Here is an 18658-nt window from a genome sequence, read left to right on the forward strand (position 1 = left end):
AACCGGAGCGTACATGTAGTACGTGAGGATTATTCGCTACGCTCCCCCTCCGGGCCGCCCTGATGGGCGTTCAAAACTCTGTGAGTTTTGTCCGAGCACTGCCCGCGTTCAAAATGGCGAACAAAATAGCCCTGTTATTGCCAGCTAACTTCACCCTTCGGCTCAAACGCACTGACATCCAACGGTGAATTCTTCTGCACATACTCTTTCAATACTTCCGCATCGATAAACCCGGTATTCACATAACCCGGTTTGTTATCAATTCGCGGATAGCCATCACCGCCGGTGGCGTTGAAACTCAGCGTCGCCATGCGATAGGTTTTGGCCGGGTCGACGGGCTCACCGTTGATTTTCAAATCGTTAAGCTTGCCGTCTTTCGCCACAAAGCTAACGTTGGCAAATTGCGGATAGGCCCCCGAGTCCGGCTTCATTTGCGCGACGGCGGTCAGATAGTCAACCACCTCTTTACCACTCATATCGGCATAGACCACTATGTTGCCAAACGGCTGAACCTTGAGCACGCTTTTATAGGTAATATCGCCGCCTTCAATGGAGTCACGGACGCCACCACCGCTCATCACGCCAAAATCAGCACCGGTGCGCGCCATTTGCGCCGCCAGTAGCAGACGCCCCATGTTGGTCTGAACAAAACGGACTTTGCTGCGGTCTCCTTCCAGACGCCCATTAACGCTACCAATTTTGACCTCCAGCTGCGCTTTGCCTTTATTCTGGAACGGTGTTAGCAGGGAAAGCATTTGCGGGTTTTCAGCGATTTCCGGGGTGTAAAGTACGCGCTCACTTTTGCCGTTATCCCAGGTCACTTTCTTCTTCAGGTTTACCGGAATGAGCTGGTAGTTGACCATTTTCATTTCGCCATTGCGGAATTCAAAGTCCGCGCGGCCTACGTATTTTCCCCACTCGTGCGCTTGGACGATCCAGATACCATTTTGTTTATCTGGCGCACACGGGGTACCTGGTATGTAATCCACCTGCTTTTTGTTTTCCGATGCCATGCACACCGGATCCTGTGAGTGACCACCCACAATCATCGCCAGCGCGCCTGCGGGCAGGCTACGCGCCATTTCCACATCGCCTGGAGCGTTGGAGCCGTGGTTGCCGTTGTCGTAATGCCCCATGTGCGTGGTGGCAATAATGACATCGGGCTTTTCACCCATATTGAGTTCCTGAATCACCAGCTTGGCTTCATCCGCAGGTTTACGGAACTCGATATCGGTGAAGAACTCCGGGTTGCCAATTTTCGCCGTGTCGTCGGTGGTTAAACCGATAACGGCAATTTTTAAATCCTGACGCTTAAAGATGGCCCAGGGTTTGAATAAACGCTCACCGGTGCTTTTCTGGTAGATGTTGGCGGAGAGGAGCGGGAATTTGGCCCATTTTTCCTGCTGTCGCAACACGGTCAGCGGATTATCAAATTCGTGGTTACCCACCGCCATCGCGTCATAGCCAATCAGGTTCATGCCGCGAAAATCCGGTTCAGCATCCTGAAGATCGGACTCCGGTACACCGGTATTAATGTCGCCGCCGGAAAGTAACAGGACGCTTCCGCCCTCGGCTGCCACCTCATGACGAATACCGTCCACCAGCGTTTTTTGCGCCGCCAGTCCGTATTCGCCGTATTCGCTGCGCCAGAAGTGGCCGTGATGATCGTTGGTATGCAGAATGGTTATTTTATAGGTTTTATCTTTTTCGTAAGCCTGAGCAGGCTGGCCTGCCAGCGCAAAGGCGGCAAATAATGCTAGCGCCACGCCCCGTTTCAAAAATTTCATGCTTCTCTCCCTGACCCAATATCAACCGCTGAAATTACAATGATATGAAATAATAGCCGAAAATGTTTTCAGAAATGAGACTTCCTTCAAACACCTTCCGCAGGTATGTTAGTCGGATAATAATTACACCTGTTCCTGTCTCATCATTACTGAAGTGGACCTATGGCTACCAATCAAACCGCTCAACCGCTCCCCGGCTCTGCTGCGCCGTCGCAAAAAGCACGCACCTCGTTTGGCATTTTAGGGGCGATCAGCCTTTCTCACCTGCTCAACGATATGATCCAGTCGCTGATCCTGGCGATTTATCCGCTGTTGCAGTCAGAGTTCTCGCTGAGCTTTATGCAGATCGGGATGATTACCCTGACTTTCCAGCTCACCTCCTCGTTGCTTCAACCGGTGGTAGGTTACTGGACAGACAAATATCCGATGCCATGGTCACTGCCTATTGGCATGTGCTTCACGCTGAGTGGACTGGTATTGCTGGCAATGGCCGGTAATTTCCATATGGTGCTGCTCGCCGCTGCGCTGGTCGGCACAGGTTCATCGGTGTTTCACCCGGAATCGTCCCGCGTGGCACGGATGGCTTCCGGCGGTCGCCATGGTCTGGCCCAGTCTATTTTCCAGGTGGGCGGTAACTTCGGCAGTTCTCTGGGGCCATTGCTGGCGGCTGTCATCATCGCGCCATACGGTAAGGGTAATGTAGCGTGGTTCGTGCTGGCCGCGTTGTTAGCGATTGTGGTACTGGCGCAAATCAGCCGTTGGTATTCGACCCAACATCGGATGAGTAAAGGTAAGCCGAAAGTCGCCATCGTTAACCCGCTACCGCGCAACAAGGTGGTGCTGGCGATTAGCATCCTGCTGGTGCTGATTTTCTCCAAATACTTCTATATGGCGAGCATCAGCAGCTATTACACCTTTTATCTGATGCAAAAATTCGGATTATCGGTACAAAATGCGCAGTTCCACCTGTTTGCGTTCCTGTTTGCCGTTGCGGCAGGGACGGTTATTGGCGGACCGCTAGGTGATAAAATCGGTAGAAAATATGTCATTTGGGGCTCTATCCTCGGCGTAGCGCCGTTTACCCTCGTTTTACCCTATGCAACGCTGGAATGGACCGGGATTTTAACCGTGATCATTGGTTTTATCCTGGCATCGGCCTTTTCTGCCATTCTGGTATACGCTCAGGAGCTGCTTCCGGGGCGTATCGGCATGGTTTCTGGGCTGTTTTTTGGTTTTGCCTTTGGCATGGGCGGCTTAGGGGCCGCGGTGTTAGGGCTGGTTGCCGACCATACCAGTATTGATTTGGTCTATAAAATATGTGCTTTCCTGCCTCTCCTGGGGATACTGACCATATTCTTACCTGATAACCGACATAAAGCCTGATTTTATGGCGGCCAAAAGTAAACTTTGGCTGCCATCACTTACAGTGACCATCAGCGTTTGCTCTATGCTCCCCCCCGCAGTTATCCGATCCGTGCTTTTTTACGACTAAATTCCTGTTTTCATCAAATTTCAATAATTATTCATAAACATAAACATTAAAATTGTCATAAACTATTACTCGTAATTAGGGTTTTCAGGATCACCACAGCAATCAAAGGAGACGGAATGCATCACGCCACCCCGCTTATCACCACCATTGTTGGCGGCCTTGTGCTCGCTTTTATATTTGGCATGCTTGCCAATAAACTGCGTATTTCTCCTCTGGTGGGATATCTGTTAGCGGGCGTTCTGGCCGGTCCATTTACACCTGGTTTTGTTGCGGATACCAAGCTTGCGCCGGAACTGGCAGAACTTGGCGTGATCCTGCTGATGTTCGGCGTGGGGCTACACTTTTCGTTGAAGGATTTAATGGCGGTAAAGTCCATCGCCATTCCCGGTGCGATAGCCCAGATAGCCGTGGCGACGCTGCTGGGTATGGCGCTTTCAGCTGTGCTGGGCTGGTCGCTGATGGTCGGTATCGTCTTTGGATTATGTCTGTCTACCGCCAGTACCGTGGTGCTACTGCGCGCGCTTGAAGAACGACAGTTGATTGACAGCCAGCGCGGGCAGATCGCCATTGGCTGGCTGATTGTTGAAGACCTGATGATGGTGCTAACGCTGGTTCTCCTGCCAGCCATCGCCGGTATGCTGGAAAAAGACAACGTTGGCTTTGCGTCACTGGCCGTTGATATGGGCATCACCATCGGTAAAGTAATCGCGTTTATCGCCATTATGATGCTGGTCGGTCGTCGCCTGGTGCCGTGGATTATGGCCCGTAGCGCCGCCACGGGCTCGCGTGAACTGTTTACCCTGTCGGTACTGGCACTCGCATTAGGTATCGCGTTTGGTGCCGTAGAAGTATTCGATGTTTCCTTCGCACTGGGCGCGTTCTTCGCCGGTATGGTGCTGAACGAATCTGAACTGAGCCACCGTGCGGCGCATGACACCCTGCCGCTGCGTGATGCATTTGCGGTGCTGTTCTTTGTTTCCGTCGGCATGCTGTTCGACCCATTGGTCCTGATCCAGCAACCGCTGGCTGTGCTGGGCACGCTGGCAATTATCATCTTTGGTAAATCCCTCGCCGCCTATTTCCTGGTGCGCCTGTTCGGTCACTCTCAGCGCACAGCGCTCACCATTGCCACCAGCCTGGCGCAGATTGGCGAATTTGCTTTTATCCTCGCCGGCCTTGGCATGGCGCTTAACCTGTTACCACAGGCGGGACAAAACCTGGTGCTGGCCGGGGCCATCCTGTCCATCATGCTGAATCCAGTGCTGTTCGCCGTGCTGGAAAAATACCTCGCAAAAACCGAAACGCTGGAAGAGCAGACGCTGGAAGAAGCTATCGAAGAAGAGAAGCAAATCCCGGTCGATATCTGTAATCATGCCCTGCTGGTCGGTTTTGGCCGCGTCGGTAGCTTGTTAGGTGAAAAACTGATGGCTGCGGGTATCCCGCTGGTGGTTATCGAAACGTCGCGGACTCGCGTGGACGAGCTACGTGAACGTGGGATCCGCGCGGTACTGGGCAATGCAGCCAACGAAGAGATCATGAACCTGGCACATCTGGACTGTGCGCGCTGGCTGCTGCTGACCATCCCGAATGGTTATGAAGCCGGTGAGATTGTGGCTTCCGCGCGTGAGAAGTGCCCGACGATTGAGATTATCGCCCGCGCGCATTATGACGATGAAGTGGAATACATTACCGAGCGTGGTGCTAATCAGGTGGTGATGGGTGAACGTGAAATCGCGCGCACCATGCTGGAACTTATTGAAACGCCACCAGCGGGTAACGTTGCTACCGCCAGTTAATGTTGTGTGCCGGATGGTGCTAGCGCTTATCCGGCCTGCGGGTACACCGCATTATGCAGGCCCGGTAAGCAATAACGCCACCGGGCAATGTCGCGCAATACCGCTTAACGCTCCCAGTAAGCCTCTTCGAGGCTGTCTTCCTTCTCCGGCAATCCGCGCGTCAGGCGCGGTGAATGCTGGTTCAGCACCTGATAACTCACGCGATTGGCATATTTACACACCTGCGCTAACGAGGAATAGGTCAGCCAGGTGTACTTGTGCTTGCTGGAGTTCGGCACATTGCCGCGATGGTAGCTGTTTGCCGTAATATCATGCAGCAGGGCCGCCAACGCACCGTCACCCGCGCCGTTGGTGTTCATGATTTTCTCCGGGCCGCCCATGTACGGGGCAATGTGCGAATAAATGCGCAACGGGTTGATACAGTCTTTATGGCGCATCGCGCGGCTGAACTCGTACTGGTTGAATTCGGCAATGGCGCCCGGCAGCAGCGGATGCTGCGTTTTGCGTTTGACCTCATCTTCCGTAAACCCAGCCATATACAGGCCCACCGGACCGGCGGTACACAGCACCAAATCCACCCAATCCAGCGCTTTGTCAGATGCCAGCAGCGGGTCATTCAGGCCGGTCAGCGCTTCGGCTTCTTCTTCGTTCATCGCCAGAATGGAGACATTCTCTTTCAAGAATTCCTGCCACCACTGCGGGTTATCCGCAATAACGAATTTGGTTCCTAAGGTCAGCACCACCGGGACATTGTGCTTTTTGGCGAACTCAATGGCCTTCATGGTCGCTTCCGGCATCGGCTCGCCCGGTTCGCAGCGCACCAGATATGAGGTCAGCACCAGCGCAGAGGCACCGGCAATCACCGACTCGGGAATGCTGTCCGCCCGCAGTTTGTTCATGTGACCGGGGCTGATGGCGAAGGTACGCTCGCCGGATTCGCCAATCAGCGTGAAGCAGCGACCAATCGGCCCGTCAACGCCCTGCAGGTAGTTCAGATCGGTACGGCTGGAGGTATTGCATAAATAGCGATACGCGTAGCTACCAATCTCAATGTTGCTACACATGACGCCCAGCAATACAGAGCGGTCATCCGCCAGTACCGAATAGTTGTGCATGGTGTTACCGATGGTTCCGCCCGCAAACTGATGGGTGATTAAATTTTCACGTACCAGTTCCTGATAGAGCGCCTCAGCAACATCATCAGCAATCACCAGAGAATGCCCGGCGCTTAATCCATAACGCTTCACAAAGTCGTCATCCACTTTGGCTTCTATATCCACCAGAGTCTGGTCGATACCGACGACCCAGGCGGCGCTGGTCTCGTTTTCAGGCTGAATTTGTTGCAGCAACGGATCGCGCGCGCTGACGGGAAAATAGTGTTTGGATTTGCGTTTGCCGGGAAATTTCATGGTCGATTTTACGGGTGGTTAACTGAGCGATGCATGGTAGCACATTCCCTCCTGCGCGCGCGATGCGGTGCTAATTTTCAATATCGGGCGGTGAGATCGCAGTTTATCTGCCGTTAATTTCTACAATACATCACCTTTTACAAGGAGCGTTTTATGCAGCCGGAAAACAAGATCCCCGTCCTCGACCTTATTTCAGACGAAATGAAAAGCGTGGTGAACTTTCATCGCGATGACCTGCCGCCGTGGCCCGCCGCGGATGATTTCGTTGCCCAACGCCAACACTACGTGCACGAGCGTCAGTTCTGGAATGCCGATGCTCCGCAGATGAGTACCCGGGAGTGCGTCATTTCTACCGCGTGCGGCCCGGTGGCGACGCGGATTTACTCCCCCCAACCCCATAGCCAGGCCACGCTGTACTATTTGCACGGCGGCGGTTTTATTCTCGGTAATCTGGATACGCACGATCGCATTATGCGCTTGCTGGCGAGTTACACGCGCTTCACGGTAATTGGCATCGACTATTCACTTTCGCCGGAAGCGCGCTTTCCACAGGCCATCGAAGAAATTGTCGCGACCTGCCAGTACTTTCATCACCATGCCGCTGACTATGCGCTGAACGTAGAGAATATCGGTTTTGCCGGTGATTCCGCAGGCGCCATGCTGGCGCTTGCCAGCGCACTGTGGCTACGCGATAAGCAAATTGCCTGCGGTAAGGTCGCGGGCGTGCTGTTGTGGTACGGGCTGTACGGTTTACGGGATTCGCTCAGCCGACGACTGATGGGCGGAGAATGGGATGGCTTAACGCGAGACGATCTGCAGATGTACGAAGACGCCTATCTGCGCAGCGTCGATGACCGCGAGTCGCCGTACTATTGTTTATTTAACAACGATCTCACCCGCGATGTGCCGCCGTGTTTTATCGCCAGTGCAGAGTTTGACCCGCTGATTGACGACAGCCGCTTACTGTTCCAGACGCTCCAGGCGCATCGGCAGCCCTGTCAGTACAAAATGTACCTCGGCACGCTGCACGCCTTCCTGCATTACTCGCGGATGATGAAAACCGCCGACGATGCCTTGCGGGATGGCGCGCGTTTCTTCAGAGCGCAGCTTTAGCGATAGGCAGCGGTCAGTTTCAGCATCATTTCGATGTGTTCCGGTGCGTCATTCAGCGCCGGAATATATTCGTATTTCTGCCCGCCCGCTTCGAGGAAAATTTCTCGGTTTTGCTCGGCGATTTCCTCCAGCGTTTCAAGGCAATCAGCAGCAAATCCCGGACACATGACCTGGATATGCCGGGTTCCTTTTTCCGCCAGCATTTTGAGCGTTTCGTCGGTATATGGCGTCAGCCATGGTTCCCGACCGAAGCGTGACTGGAAGGTCATCATCACCTTTTCCGGCGGCAGCCCTAACGCCGACACCAGCTCCCGCGTGGTGTCGCGACAGCGTTGCGGGTAATCATCGCCTTCATCAGCGTAGCGCTGTGGAATACCGTGGTAAGAAAGCAGCAGTAAATCGGGTTCGCCGTGCCGGGCAAACGCATCACGGGCGCTTTTGGCCAGCGCATCAATATACGCGCTGTCGTCTGCGTAATCGCGAATAAAGGAGACGCCGGGGATCGCACGCTTGCGCGCTAAAATGCGCGCCAGTTCATCCCACACCGCGGCCACCGTTGAGCAGGAGTATTGCGGATACAGCGTTAACACCACAATGTGCTCAACGCCGCTCGCTAGCAATTCATCGACCGCGCTTTCCAGCGAGGGGGAACCGTAGCTCATCCCCAGTGCAACCGGCGTATCCGGCAGGCATTTTGCCAGCGCCTGTTGCTGACGGCGGCTGTAGACCATCAGCGGCGAGCCTTCATCCATCCAGACTGACTGGTATAGCTTCGCAACGCGCGGCGCGCGCAGCGGCAGGATCACTCCGCGCAGCAGCGGCCACCACAGCAGACGGGGAGTGTCGACCACGCGTGTGTCGCTTAAAAACTGGCGCAGATAACGTTTAACTGCTTCGGGTGTGGGGGCATCGGGGGTGCCGAGATTTGCCAGCAGGATACCGGTTTTCGTCTGACGCATTACCGCCTCGTATTGATTCAAATTGTTGATAATTGTAGCGGAAAAGCGAGGAAGAAGAACTAATTGCTGCGAGAGGTAAGAATATGCCTGATGGCGCTAACGATACCGGTAGGCCGGATAAGGCGTTTACGCCGCTATCCGGCACCGATTGCCTGATGGCGCTGCGCTTATCAGGCCTACGAGATAATGGCAGGCCTGATAAAGGGTTCACAACGCTAAAACTTAACCGAGGATTTTTTCCAGGTCAGCGCGAACAGCGGCAACAGCCTGCGTACCGTCAACTTTCGCGTATTTGGTTTGACCCGCTTCAGCTTCTTTCTGGTAGTAACCAATCAGCGGGGCAGTCATCTGATGGTATTCAACCAGACGCTTACGCACGGTCTCTTCCTGGTCATCTTTACGGGTAGTCAGTTCATCGCCGGTCACATCGTCTTTGCCTTCAACTTTAGGTGGGTTGAATTTGATGTGATAAACACGGCCAGATGCCGCGTGAACGCGACGACCAACAATACGGTCAACGATCAGTTCGTCCGGTACCGCGAATTCCAGAACGTAATCCACCACGATACCCGCTTCTTTCATGGCGTCAGCCTGCGGAATAGTACGTGGGAAGCCGTCCAGCAGGAAACCGTTACGGCAGTCTTCCTGTGTAATACGCTCTTTGACCAGCGCGATCACCAGCTCATCGGTCACCAGTTTACCGGCGTCCATGATGTCTTTCGCTTGTTTGCCCAGCTCGGAGCCAGATTTCACGGCAGCACGCAGCATATCACCGGTGGAGATTTGCGGAATACCATATTTCTCCATGATGAACTGAGCCTGAGTCCCTTTACCCGCGCCCGGAGCGCCAAGCAGAATGATACGCATTACGAAAATCCCCTTAAAGGTTGTCGATATTTTAAAAAAGCGCTAAACGATACCACCATCACGCAATTGGCTCAAGAAAGGCGCTTGACGCTGAAACGTTTAACAGCAGGATATCGTGAAATATCATTAATTGCGTACGCTATATTCTACCCAAACACCCCGCGCTTACCCCCGACGCACGGTCTTTCCTCCGTTCTGATTCAATTTTTCCAGTGCCTGTGCCACCGTTGCCTCATCCGGTACGCTAATCGTGCATACCGGGATCTGTCCAAGCTCACGATGTTTCGCCATGCCGAGATTATGGTAGGGCAATATTTCACTGTGCAGGATAGCCGCATAGCGTTCGGTTATCGTGCGGATCGCCGCCAGATGCGCATCATTGAGGTTATATCCCGGAATCAGCGGGCAGCGCAGGATCACCTGTGCGCCAATCTCATTAAGCGTGTCCAGCGTGCTCTCCACCACGTGTTTCGCAATACCGGTATGGGCTTTATGTGCACGCGCGTCGGTCACTTTGTAATCGAGAAGAAACAGATCCACCCACGGGGCGATTTCGCGATACCGCTCGGGACGAGAGGCGCCGTTCGTTTCAAGACAGACGTGCAAACCGGCGGTTTTCGCCGCTTTTGCCAGCGCCAGCGCAAAGGGAAACTGGAACATCGCCTCCCCGCCGGACAAGGTTATGCCGCCCCCGGTTTTGTCAAAGTAGGGTTTATCCTTGATGACCTCTTCAAGGATCTCAGTCACCTTCCGGGTCTGCCCATAGATTTTAAGCGCCTGCGCCGGGCATGCCTCAACGCAGCGTCCGCACGCCTGACAGGCGGCATAATCTATCTCATGCCGCCCTTGGGCAAACTGGTGGCATCCGTGCGGACAGACCTCTGCGCAACGCTGACATTGCAGGCACTTATGTTCCAGAAACGCCAGCTGCTTTTCGGCTCTCAGCGACTCCGGATTGTGGCACCAGACGCAGCGCATCTGGCATCCTTTCAGAAAGACGGTGGTGCGGATCCCCGGCCCATCGTGCAGTGAAAATTTCTGAATATCAAAAACCGTGCCCGCTTCGCTCATCATCCACCTCAGTCGTTCAGCGTACGGTTCAGGATTTCCTGCTGTACATCTCGGTCCAGATTGACAAAACGCGCGCTAAAACCACCGACGCGAACAATCAAATTAGGGTAGTTTTCCGGGTGTTGGTACGCCGCCTCCAACTCCCCCTTACCCACCACGCTGACCATCAACTGCGGCCCGCCGCGCTCAAAATAAGAGTGCATCAACGCCTCCACCAGCGGGCGACGGGTGTTGAATAACCCTTTGCTGAATTTGATGTTTTGTACCGAACCGGCGTGATATTTTGCCTCCAGTTTCAGCAGTGAGTTCAGCATCGCCGTCGGACCATTTTTATCCGCCCCACTCTGCGGGTTGTTGGCGTTGCTCATATAAATACCTTTATGCCGCCCATCGGCTGAAGCGCTGGTTGCACGCCCCCATTCGGTATTCACCTGATTGTTGATGATCACCACCAGATAGCTGTCCAGCCCTACCCGCTTCGCCGCATCGCGTACGCCGGTACAAACATAGCGATGCATCATCACCGCCAGGTCATCCGCCGCATTGTCATCATTACCAAACTTGGTCGCCGCGATCAGTGCCCGCTTGAGGTCGTCATAGCCCACGAAATCCGCTTTCAGTGCCGCAATCAACGTTGTGTAGTCATAACGCTGCTCGGTAAAAATAACCTGTTTGATTGCCGCCAGTGAATCTGCCGCATTGGTATTGCCGTAGGTTTCGTTAGTACCGCCGAGGTAGCGCACGCCGCCGTCAAGCAGCGCCTTATCGCGCGCCACGCAGTCTGCCGTCAGGATCGAGGTAAACAAGAAGCCGACCTGTTCATTCATCACCCGATACGACAACGCCTGAGCGTGCGCCGTGATATCAATGTAGTAATCCAGCAACCGCTGGTAGTTATTCAGCACGTCATCAAAGCACGATATCTGTTCTGGCGGGGTTAACGCCACACCGCCACTTTTTTGTTTATCATCCCAAAAATCGATGCCGCCGCTGAGCGAGATATTGAGAATTTTAAGCAGGTTAATACAGGTATTCGGCGTGCCTACACTTCGCCCGGCCAGCACAAACTCGCCGCAGCCAAAAGGAACATACTGCTCGGCCTCCGTTTCCCCCACCTGCATCGCGTCCATCACCGCCGGAATATTGACGTCATCGTTATACAGAATGGGATAGGTCAGGCCGGTGCCAATCACCGTCAATGCCTGTTGCCAGATTGCGTTGTCCATTCCCTGATAAATACGTAAAGTAAATTGCGGTTCCGTATCACCATTTTCCTCAACGGCCTGGATCGCCAGTCGACAATAGACATCCGCATTTTTCGGGTTACGCCGCCCTTTCCCGCCAACCACCACGCGACCATTCACCGTGGTTTTCCGCGCTTCAATCAGGCGGTAGTGGGAACGGATACACGCAATGGCCTGGCGTTCGCTTAGACGTCCGGCGTCAAGATCGGCCACCAATAAATCACCCAGGTAGTCATCCATACGGCCATAATTCACCACGCCAGCACACAGGCTGTAGAGCCAGCTCAGTTCAATCCCCTGGATGAAAGTTGCAGGTTTGTCATGACGAATAGCGCCCAACTCGCGCATTAACAGCAGCAGATGCTTACAGCGCTCCACATCCGTGCATTCCACCATCTCATCGGCAGCTATTTCAATGTGACGGTCAATCACCTGCTGCAAAATGCCCAGTACGTCCTTGAAAGATTGCTGTAACTGCACCGCGGCCTCATCCCCGGCGCGTTCAGCCTGCAGTTGCTGCTGTTCGATGCGTTGCAGCAACCCACCGATCCCAAGCGTCATCAACTGCGGATAATCCAGATACATGCCGCTTAAACGCGCCGTCGCAATCGCCGGAAAGTTAACGTCAACGAATTTGCCGAGCGTGTCATCGGTCAGCGCCTGGCGAAAATAGACAGAACGGGTGTCATGCTCGCGCCAGAAGCGCTCAAGCACATCGATACGGTATTGTTGGTCGGGGAACTCCAGCATTTTCCGCAGTTCGTCCAGCCGGGCAAAATTGCAGTAATGACCCACACCGCCAACGGAGGTGACGCAGCCAAAACCAATCGGCAGCGCATCGACGCGTCCCAGGATCAGATCGTCAGCACAGGGACGGCGGAACAGCGTGGGGTAAAGCGCCTGCAGACAGCGGACCTCGCGCTGAAAACGCTCCGGGGTTGACTGAAACGCCTCGGTGTAGGCCTCCATAATCGCGAGTTGTTCTTCCGGGCTTTTTTCGCACGGGATCTTTTTATTCACATCAACTTGTTCGGCGATAATCGCTTGTTTGCTCACGGCCCTGCCTCCAAAAGAAACGTCCCCCTATTAACTTGTAATTACAAATTACGATCCTTGACCTAAATCAAAAATCAATAAACGAACAAATCATCATCAATCACATTGTGTGAAACAGCCTGCATAACCGAAATAACAGTCAAATACGCATCTAAAGAGATGATCAATATCAAGATCATTTCGCAGGTAAACTTTTAGCCTCTGCGAAAGTTGTAAATACAAATAATCATAGAGAGTCTACTGTGAAGATAAACGACCTTGTTCAACCGGCGTTGATTTGTCTGGATCTCAAATCAAACCAAAAAGACGCGGCACTTGCTGAACTCGCCGACCTGTTATTGCGCGCGAATAAAATTCGCGACACCGACGCGTTTCTCCAGGAGGTATGGGCACGAGAAGAGACCGGGAATACTGGATTTGAAGGCGGCGTTGCGCTGCCGCACGCACGTTGCGACAGCGTTTTATCACCGGCGGTGGCGATAGGTATCAGCCGTCAGGGCATTGATTATGGCGCGGAAGATGGCCAGCCGACACATCTGATCCTGATGATCGCCTCAGCAAAACAGGCCAGCACTGCGCATATCGATGTGTTGGCACAGATCTCTTCACGTCTGGTCGAAGAGGACAGCGTCAGGCAGATCCTGGCCTGTCAGGACGTTCAGGCGGTCGTGGACTATTTCTGCCAACAAGAGGCGTGTCACGAAAAGGTTAGTGCTGAGTCCTCTCGTGGGCTGATTATCGGCGTAACCGGCTGCCCGGTGGGTATCGCGCACACTTACCTGGCCGCTGAGATGCTGGAAAAAGCCGCTGCGGAAATGGGTTATGAAGCCATTGTTGAAACCAACGGCTCTATTGGCGTCAAAAATGCACCCAGCGACGCTGATATCTCCCGGGCTGAGGCCATTGTCGTCGCCTGCGATAAGCAGGTCGATTTGGACCGTTTTAATGGCAAAAAGGTGGTGATTACTGGGGTCAAAGCGGCCATCAAAGATGCACAGGGATTGATTCACCAGGCCCTGGCGGCACAGCCTTACCAGGCGAGAGCCACAACGAAGACCCAGACGTCGAGCACCACGGTACGCAGCCAGTTGTACAAGTCTCTGATGAATGGGGTCTCCTATATGATCCCGTTTGTGGTCACCGGCGGGTTAATGATTGCCCTCGCGCTGGCACTGGGTGGCGTGCCGACACCGTCCGGACTGGCTATCCCGGAAGGAAGCCTGTGGAATCAAGTACTGAATGTCGGCGTCGTTGGCTTCACGCTGATGATTCCAGTCCTCGCCGGGTATATTGCATTCGCCATTGGCGAGCGGCCCGCCCTGGCTCCAGGGCTTATCGGCGGCTGGATTGCCAATACCGGTTCGTTTTACGGAGCCAGCGCCGGCTGCGGGTTTATCGGTGCAATTATTGCCGGACTGCTGGTGGGCTATTTCATCCGCTGGCTGACCCACCTTTCATGGCACAAAATGCTGCTGCCGCTGGTGCCTATCATGATCGCGCCGATTGCGGGCACCGCCTTCATCGCCGCATTATTTATCTTTGTTATTGGTGCACCAGTTGCTGATCTGATGGCCTTCCTGAATCATCTGCTGACCAACCTTTCCACGGGTAATATTATTTTAATCGGTCTGGTGATGGGGCTAATGCAGGGCTTTGATATGGGGGGACCGTTTGGCAAAGTGGTCTTCATGTTCAGCGTGGGTCTTATCGCCCAGGGGCAAACTCAGTTTATGGGCGCGCAGGCAGCGGCCATTCCGGTTGCGCCACTGGGTATGGCGCTGGCGGCCTTTATTGGCAGACGCTTTACGTTATTTGATGACGAGGAGTTCGAAAACGGTAAGGCGGCAGCGGCGATGGGACTGGTCGGAATTTCTGAGGGCGCGATTCCCTTTGCCGCCCGCGATCCGCTGTCTGTTATTCCAGCCAACATGATTGGCTCTGCGGTGGCATGCATCCTCGGTTTTGTTTTCGGATTACATTGCAATGTCGCACATGGTGGGCCAATTATCGTGCTGCTCGGCGGTTTCGATCAGCCACTGATGGCGTTGATCGCAATGAGCGGCGGCATTATCACCACAGCCGCAATTGCTATTGTGCTCAAACGACTTAGAATGGCGAAAAAGCAGCAATTACTCGTTCAATCGCAAGCCTAACCAAGGGCGCGTCGTCAGACGCGCCAGAACGGACGCCATGAAGTATCTTGATATCTACCTGTTGTTAAGAGAGAAAATCCTCAAAGGGGAATACGCTGCCGGTGAACCGGTCGAAGGTGAACATGCGCTGGCAGAACGCTATGGCGTCAGTCGACCGACTATTCAGAAAGCCGTTGCGCGGCTGAAAAGAGAGTCATTTGTCCATACCCGGCAGGGTTCAGGGATCTTCGTGAACCCGCCGGAGTTTTATCAGGACAACAATGTCATTACCTTGTCAGAGCGTATACACCGCGATCAGACGCTGGACAACGTGGTACTCAGTTACGACGCACTTTCGAGCGATCCCGAGATCGCCGCGCTTTTCGACTTACCATCAGATACACCGCTGATCCACTATCGTCGCATGCGCATCATTAACCAGCAGCCGACTATCATTGAAGAAACCTGGATGCCGCGGGCGTTGTTCCCGGCGTTCACTGAGGAAAACTGTCGCCAGTCGGTGCTGCACTATATTGAGCAAACCTGCGGCTACGCCATCAGTCACGATGTAAAAATCTGGTCGGGGAAAATACTCAATGCAGATGAGGCGTGGCTGTTACGTTTACCGGAAGGACAAGTCAGCCTGTGTATTAAGCACAAAGTCTATTTGCAAAGCGGCGAGCTGGCACAGTACACCCAGGAAACGCTGGCAACCAATAGCGTAACCACTGTGTCGATGCGTTAAGCATAAAAAAGGGCAACCTGCGTTGCCCTTTTACGGTAATGCTCAATCTGTGGTGAAATTACGACACCAGCAGCTGGTTCATGCGACGGATAAACTGGTTAGGATCTTCCAGCGTGCCGCGTTCTGCGAACAACGCCTGATCCAGCAGCAGTTCAACCCACTCTTTAAACTGCTCATCATCCTGGGTATCCGCCGTGCGTTTAACCAGCACGTGGTCCGGGTTGAGTTCAAAGATGTATTTCACTTCCGGCACGGCCTGGCCCGCAGCGGCAAACAGCTTCGCCATTTGCGTGCTCATTTCGTCCGCATCGGTGGTTACGATAGCCGGTGTGTCGGTCAGACGGTGCGTCAGGCGCACTTCTTTCACGCGATCGCCCAGCAGGTTTTTCACGCGCTCAACGAACGGGGTCAGCGCTTTTTCAGCTTCTTTTGCCGATTCGTCGACTTCATCCGCCAGTTTGTCGATAGACTCATCAGCTTTAGCAACGGACTGGAACGGCTTGCCATCGAACTCGGTCAGGTAGTTCATCATCCACTCGTCGATGCGATCGGACAGCAACAGAACTTCGATGCCTTTCTTACGCAGCAGTTCCAGGTGCGGGCTGCTCTTCGCCGCCGCATAGCTGTCAGCGGTGATGTAGTAAATCTTCTCCTGTCCTTCTTTCATCCGCGACACGTAGTCTTCCAGCGACACGGTCTGTGCAGAAGAGTCGGTGTGCGTAGAAGCAAAACGCATCAGCTTGGCGATGGTTTCCTGGTTGGCGTGGTCTTCCGCCGGACCTTCTTTCAGGACCAGGCCAAACTGTTTCCAGAAGGTCTGGTATTTTTCTGCATCGTCTTTCGCCAGTTTTTCCAGCATCTGCAGTACGCGTTTGGTCAGCGCGCTGCGCAGGTTACGGGTGACGGTGCTGTCCTGCAGGATCTCACGGGACACGTTCAGCGGCAGATCGTTGGAATCTATCAGACCGCGCACAAAACGCAGGTAGTTCGGCATGAACTGCTCGGCGTCGTCCATGATGAACACGCGCTGGACGTACAGCTTCAGACCGTGCTTGTGATCGCGGTTCCACATATCCCACGGGGCCTGCGAAGGGATGTACAGCAGGCTGGTGTACTCCTGCTTACCTTCCACACGGTTGTGGCTCCAGGTCAGCGGGTCGGTGAAGTCATGAGCGATGTGCTTGTAGAATTCGTTGTACTCGTCGTCTTTGATTTCCGACTTGTTACGCGTCCACAGCGCCTGCGCCTTGTTGATTTTCTCCCAGGAAACCACGGTTTCACCGTCTTTCTCTTCCTGTTTTTCAATCTCTACCGGCAGGGCGATATGGTCAGAATATTTGCTGATGATGGAGCGTACGCGCCAGTCATCGAGGAACTCATCTTCCCCTTCACGCAGGTGCAGGGTGATTTCGGTGCCGCGATCGTCTTTGGTAATGTCGGCCACGGTGTATTCACCTTCGCCCGCAGACTCCCAGAACACGCCGTTCTCCGGCTTGTCGCCCGCTGCACGGGTGCGCACGGTGACTTTGTCAGCCACGATAAATGCAGAATAGAAACCCACCCCGAACTGGCCGATCAACTGGCTGTCTTTCGCCTGATCGGAACCCATAGATTCGAGGAAAGATTTGGTACCGGATTTAGCAATGGTCCCCAGATGATCGATAACGTCATCGCGGTTCATCCCCACGCCGTTGTCGGCGATGGTCAACGTACGCTTATCTTTATCGAAGGAGACACGCACGCGCAGTTCACCGTCACCTTCATACAGGTCCGGGTTAGACAGCGCACGGAAACGCAGCTTGTCTGCCGCATCGGAGGCGTTAGAGATAAGCTCACGCAGGAAGATTTCTTTATTGGAATACAGAGAATGGATCATCAGGTGCAGAAGCTGTTTTACTTCTGACTGAAAACCACGAGTTTCTTGTCCTTTCATGTAGATCTACCTCAACAATGCCATTTTTAATGGTAAAAACACGTTGAGAGTGAAATGGGGACAGGGAATGATAATTTCAAGCGGAAACCGCCGTCGCGGCTTCCGTTTGTTCAGAATTTAATCTTATGACGCCCGGCAAGAGAGTGCGACAGCGTGGTGCCATCGACCATTTCCAGCTCACCGCCAACCGGTACGCCGTGGGCGATACGGCTGGCTTCAACGTCATATTGCATGCACAGCTCGGCAATGTAGTTGGCGGTAGCCTCGCCTTCGACCGTCGGGTTGGTCGCCAGGATCACTTCATTGATGTGCTCAGACGCCAGTCGCTGCTCCAGACGATCAAGCCCGATATCATCAGGCCCGATGCCATCCAGCGGCGACAGGTGTCCCATCAGCACGAAATAACGGCCGGAAAACTGCCCCGTTTGCTCAATGGCGTAGATGTCCGCAGGACTCTCTACCACGCAAATTTGGCCGTTTTCCCGGCGACGCGGATTCGCACAGATGTTGCATACTTCTTGTTCTGTGAAGGTGCGGCAATCAGCACAGTGGCCGATTTCCGACATCGCCTTCGTTAACGACTGCGCCAGACGCATCCCGCCGCTGCGATCGCGCTGAAGTAGCGCGAACGCCATGCGCTGCGCTGACTTCGGGCCAACGCCCGGTAGGCAGCGCAGTGCTTCCATAAGCTGAGTTAACAGCGGGCTGGTTTGCATCAGAACGGCATCTTAAAGCCAGGCGGCAGCTGCATACCAGAGGAAACGGAGGCCATTTTCTCTTTCTGGGTCTCTTCAATGCGACGAGCCGCATCGTTGAATGCCGCAGCAACCAGATCTTCCAGCATGTCCTTGTCGTCTTCCAACAGGCTTGGGTCGATTTCCACACGACGGCAGTTATGCGCGCCGTTGATGGTCACTTTCACCAGACCCGCACCCGATTCGCCGGTCACTTCCAGCTTGGCCACTTCTTCCTGCATCTGCTGCATTTTTTCTTGCATCTGCTGGGCCTGTTTCATCAGGTTACCCAGACCGCCTTTACCAAACATAGGCTTCTC

Annotated in this window: 14 protein-coding genes; 5 read left to right on the forward strand and 9 right to left on the reverse strand. The window is 54.0% G+C overall.

What is annotated here, in order from left to right:
• Window positions 1-134 precede the first annotated feature (134 nt).
• The gene (ushA, locus tag IB214_RS18300) at window positions 135-1787 is read right to left on the reverse strand and encodes a bifunctional UDP-sugar hydrolase/5'-nucleotidase UshA (protein ID WP_117342140.1); all 1653 of its coding nucleotides are present in this window, start codon (window positions 1785-1787) and stop codon (window positions 135-137) included.
• A gap of 162 nt (window positions 1788-1949) precedes the next feature.
• On the opposite strand from ushA, the gene IB214_RS18305 reads away from it, so the two are divergent.
• Window positions 1950-3170: an MFS transporter gene (locus IB214_RS18305; RefSeq protein ID WP_117342139.1), complete on the forward strand. Its 1221-nt coding sequence runs from the start codon at window positions 1950-1952 to the stop codon at window positions 3168-3170.
• A gap of 225 nt (window positions 3171-3395) precedes the next feature.
• Window positions 3396-5075 (forward strand): YbaL family putative K(+) efflux transporter, encoded by a 1680-nt coding sequence (gene ybaL, locus IB214_RS18310; protein ID WP_115259190.1) that lies wholly within the window; start codon window positions 3396-3398, stop codon window positions 5073-5075.
• A gap of 104 nt (window positions 5076-5179) precedes the next feature.
• Here ybaL and IB214_RS18315 read toward each other — a convergent pair whose 3' ends face one another.
• Complete coding sequence (locus tag IB214_RS18315; RefSeq protein WP_096758024.1) at window positions 5180-6484, reverse strand: inosine/guanosine kinase; 1305 nt, start codon at window positions 6482-6484, stop codon at window positions 5180-5182.
• A 153-nt stretch (window positions 6485-6637) separates the two neighbouring features.
• On the opposite strand from IB214_RS18315, the gene aes reads away from it, so the two are divergent.
• On the forward strand, window positions 6638-7597 hold the full coding sequence (gene aes / locus IB214_RS18320; protein WP_117342138.1) for an acetyl esterase: 960 nt from the start codon (window positions 6638-6640) through the stop codon (window positions 7595-7597).
• Here aes and hemH read toward each other — a convergent pair.
• The 4 genes from hemH to IB214_RS18340 all read right to left on the reverse strand — a co-directional run bounded on the left by hemH (window position 7594) and on the right by IB214_RS18340 (window position 12794).
• Window positions 7594-8556, reverse strand: coding sequence for a ferrochelatase (gene hemH, locus IB214_RS18325; RefSeq protein WP_115259982.1), 963 nt, complete (start codon window positions 8554-8556; stop codon window positions 7594-7596). The genes aes and hemH overlap by 4 nt on opposite strands.
• A gap of 222 nt (window positions 8557-8778) precedes the next feature.
• Window positions 8779-9423, reverse strand: a complete 645-nt coding sequence (gene adk / locus IB214_RS18330; RefSeq protein ID WP_115259192.1) for an adenylate kinase — start codon at window positions 9421-9423, stop codon at window positions 8779-8781.
• A gap of 165 nt (window positions 9424-9588) precedes the next feature.
• Window positions 9589-10497 carry a glycyl-radical enzyme activating protein gene (locus IB214_RS18335; RefSeq protein ID WP_223240364.1) on the reverse strand — a complete coding sequence of 303 codons (909 nt, stop codon included), beginning with the start codon at window positions 10495-10497 and terminating at the stop codon, window positions 9589-9591.
• A 5-nt stretch (window positions 10498-10502) separates the two neighbouring features.
• A complete protein-coding gene (locus tag IB214_RS18340) occupies window positions 10503-12794 on the reverse strand; it encodes a pyruvate formate lyase family protein (protein WP_117342137.1) in 2292 nt (763 codons plus the stop codon).
• A 242-nt stretch (window positions 12795-13036) separates the two neighbouring features.
• On the opposite strand from IB214_RS18340, the gene IB214_RS18345 reads away from it, so the two are divergent.
• Both IB214_RS18345 and IB214_RS18350 read left to right on the forward strand, forming a co-directional pair.
• A complete protein-coding gene (locus IB214_RS18345) occupies window positions 13037-14947 on the forward strand; it encodes a fructose-specific PTS transporter subunit EIIC (RefSeq protein WP_117342136.1) in 1911 nt (636 codons plus the stop codon).
• Window positions 14948-14984: 37 nt separating this feature from the next.
• Window positions 14985-15671, forward strand: a complete 687-nt coding sequence (locus tag IB214_RS18350; protein ID WP_117342135.1) for a GntR family transcriptional regulator — start codon at window positions 14985-14987, stop codon at window positions 15669-15671.
• Between the two features lie 58 nt (window positions 15672-15729).
• On the opposite strand, the gene htpG is transcribed toward IB214_RS18350, so the two are convergent.
• The 3 genes from htpG to IB214_RS18365 all read right to left on the reverse strand — a co-directional run bounded on the left by htpG (window position 15730) and on the right by IB214_RS18365 (window position 18649).
• Complete coding sequence (gene htpG, locus IB214_RS18355; RefSeq protein WP_117342134.1) at window positions 15730-17604, reverse strand: molecular chaperone HtpG; 1875 nt, start codon at window positions 17602-17604, stop codon at window positions 15730-15732.
• 110 nt (window positions 17605-17714) lie between these two features.
• Window positions 17715-18320 (reverse strand): recombination mediator RecR, encoded by a 606-nt coding sequence (gene recR, locus IB214_RS18360; RefSeq protein ID WP_096758029.1) that lies wholly within the window; start codon window positions 18318-18320, stop codon window positions 17715-17717.
• Window positions 18320-18649, reverse strand: coding sequence for a YbaB/EbfC family nucleoid-associated protein (locus tag IB214_RS18365; protein ID WP_046276079.1), 330 nt, complete (start codon window positions 18647-18649; stop codon window positions 18320-18322). The genes recR and IB214_RS18365 overlap by 1 nt, the downstream gene beginning before the upstream one ends.
• Window positions 18650-18658 lie beyond the last annotated feature (9 nt).

Origin of the sequence: Citrobacter sp. C1 (genome assembly GCF_014596895.2) — a bacterium.
Classification (GTDB): domain Bacteria; phylum Pseudomonadota; class Gammaproteobacteria; order Enterobacterales; family Enterobacteriaceae; genus Citrobacter; species Citrobacter gillenii.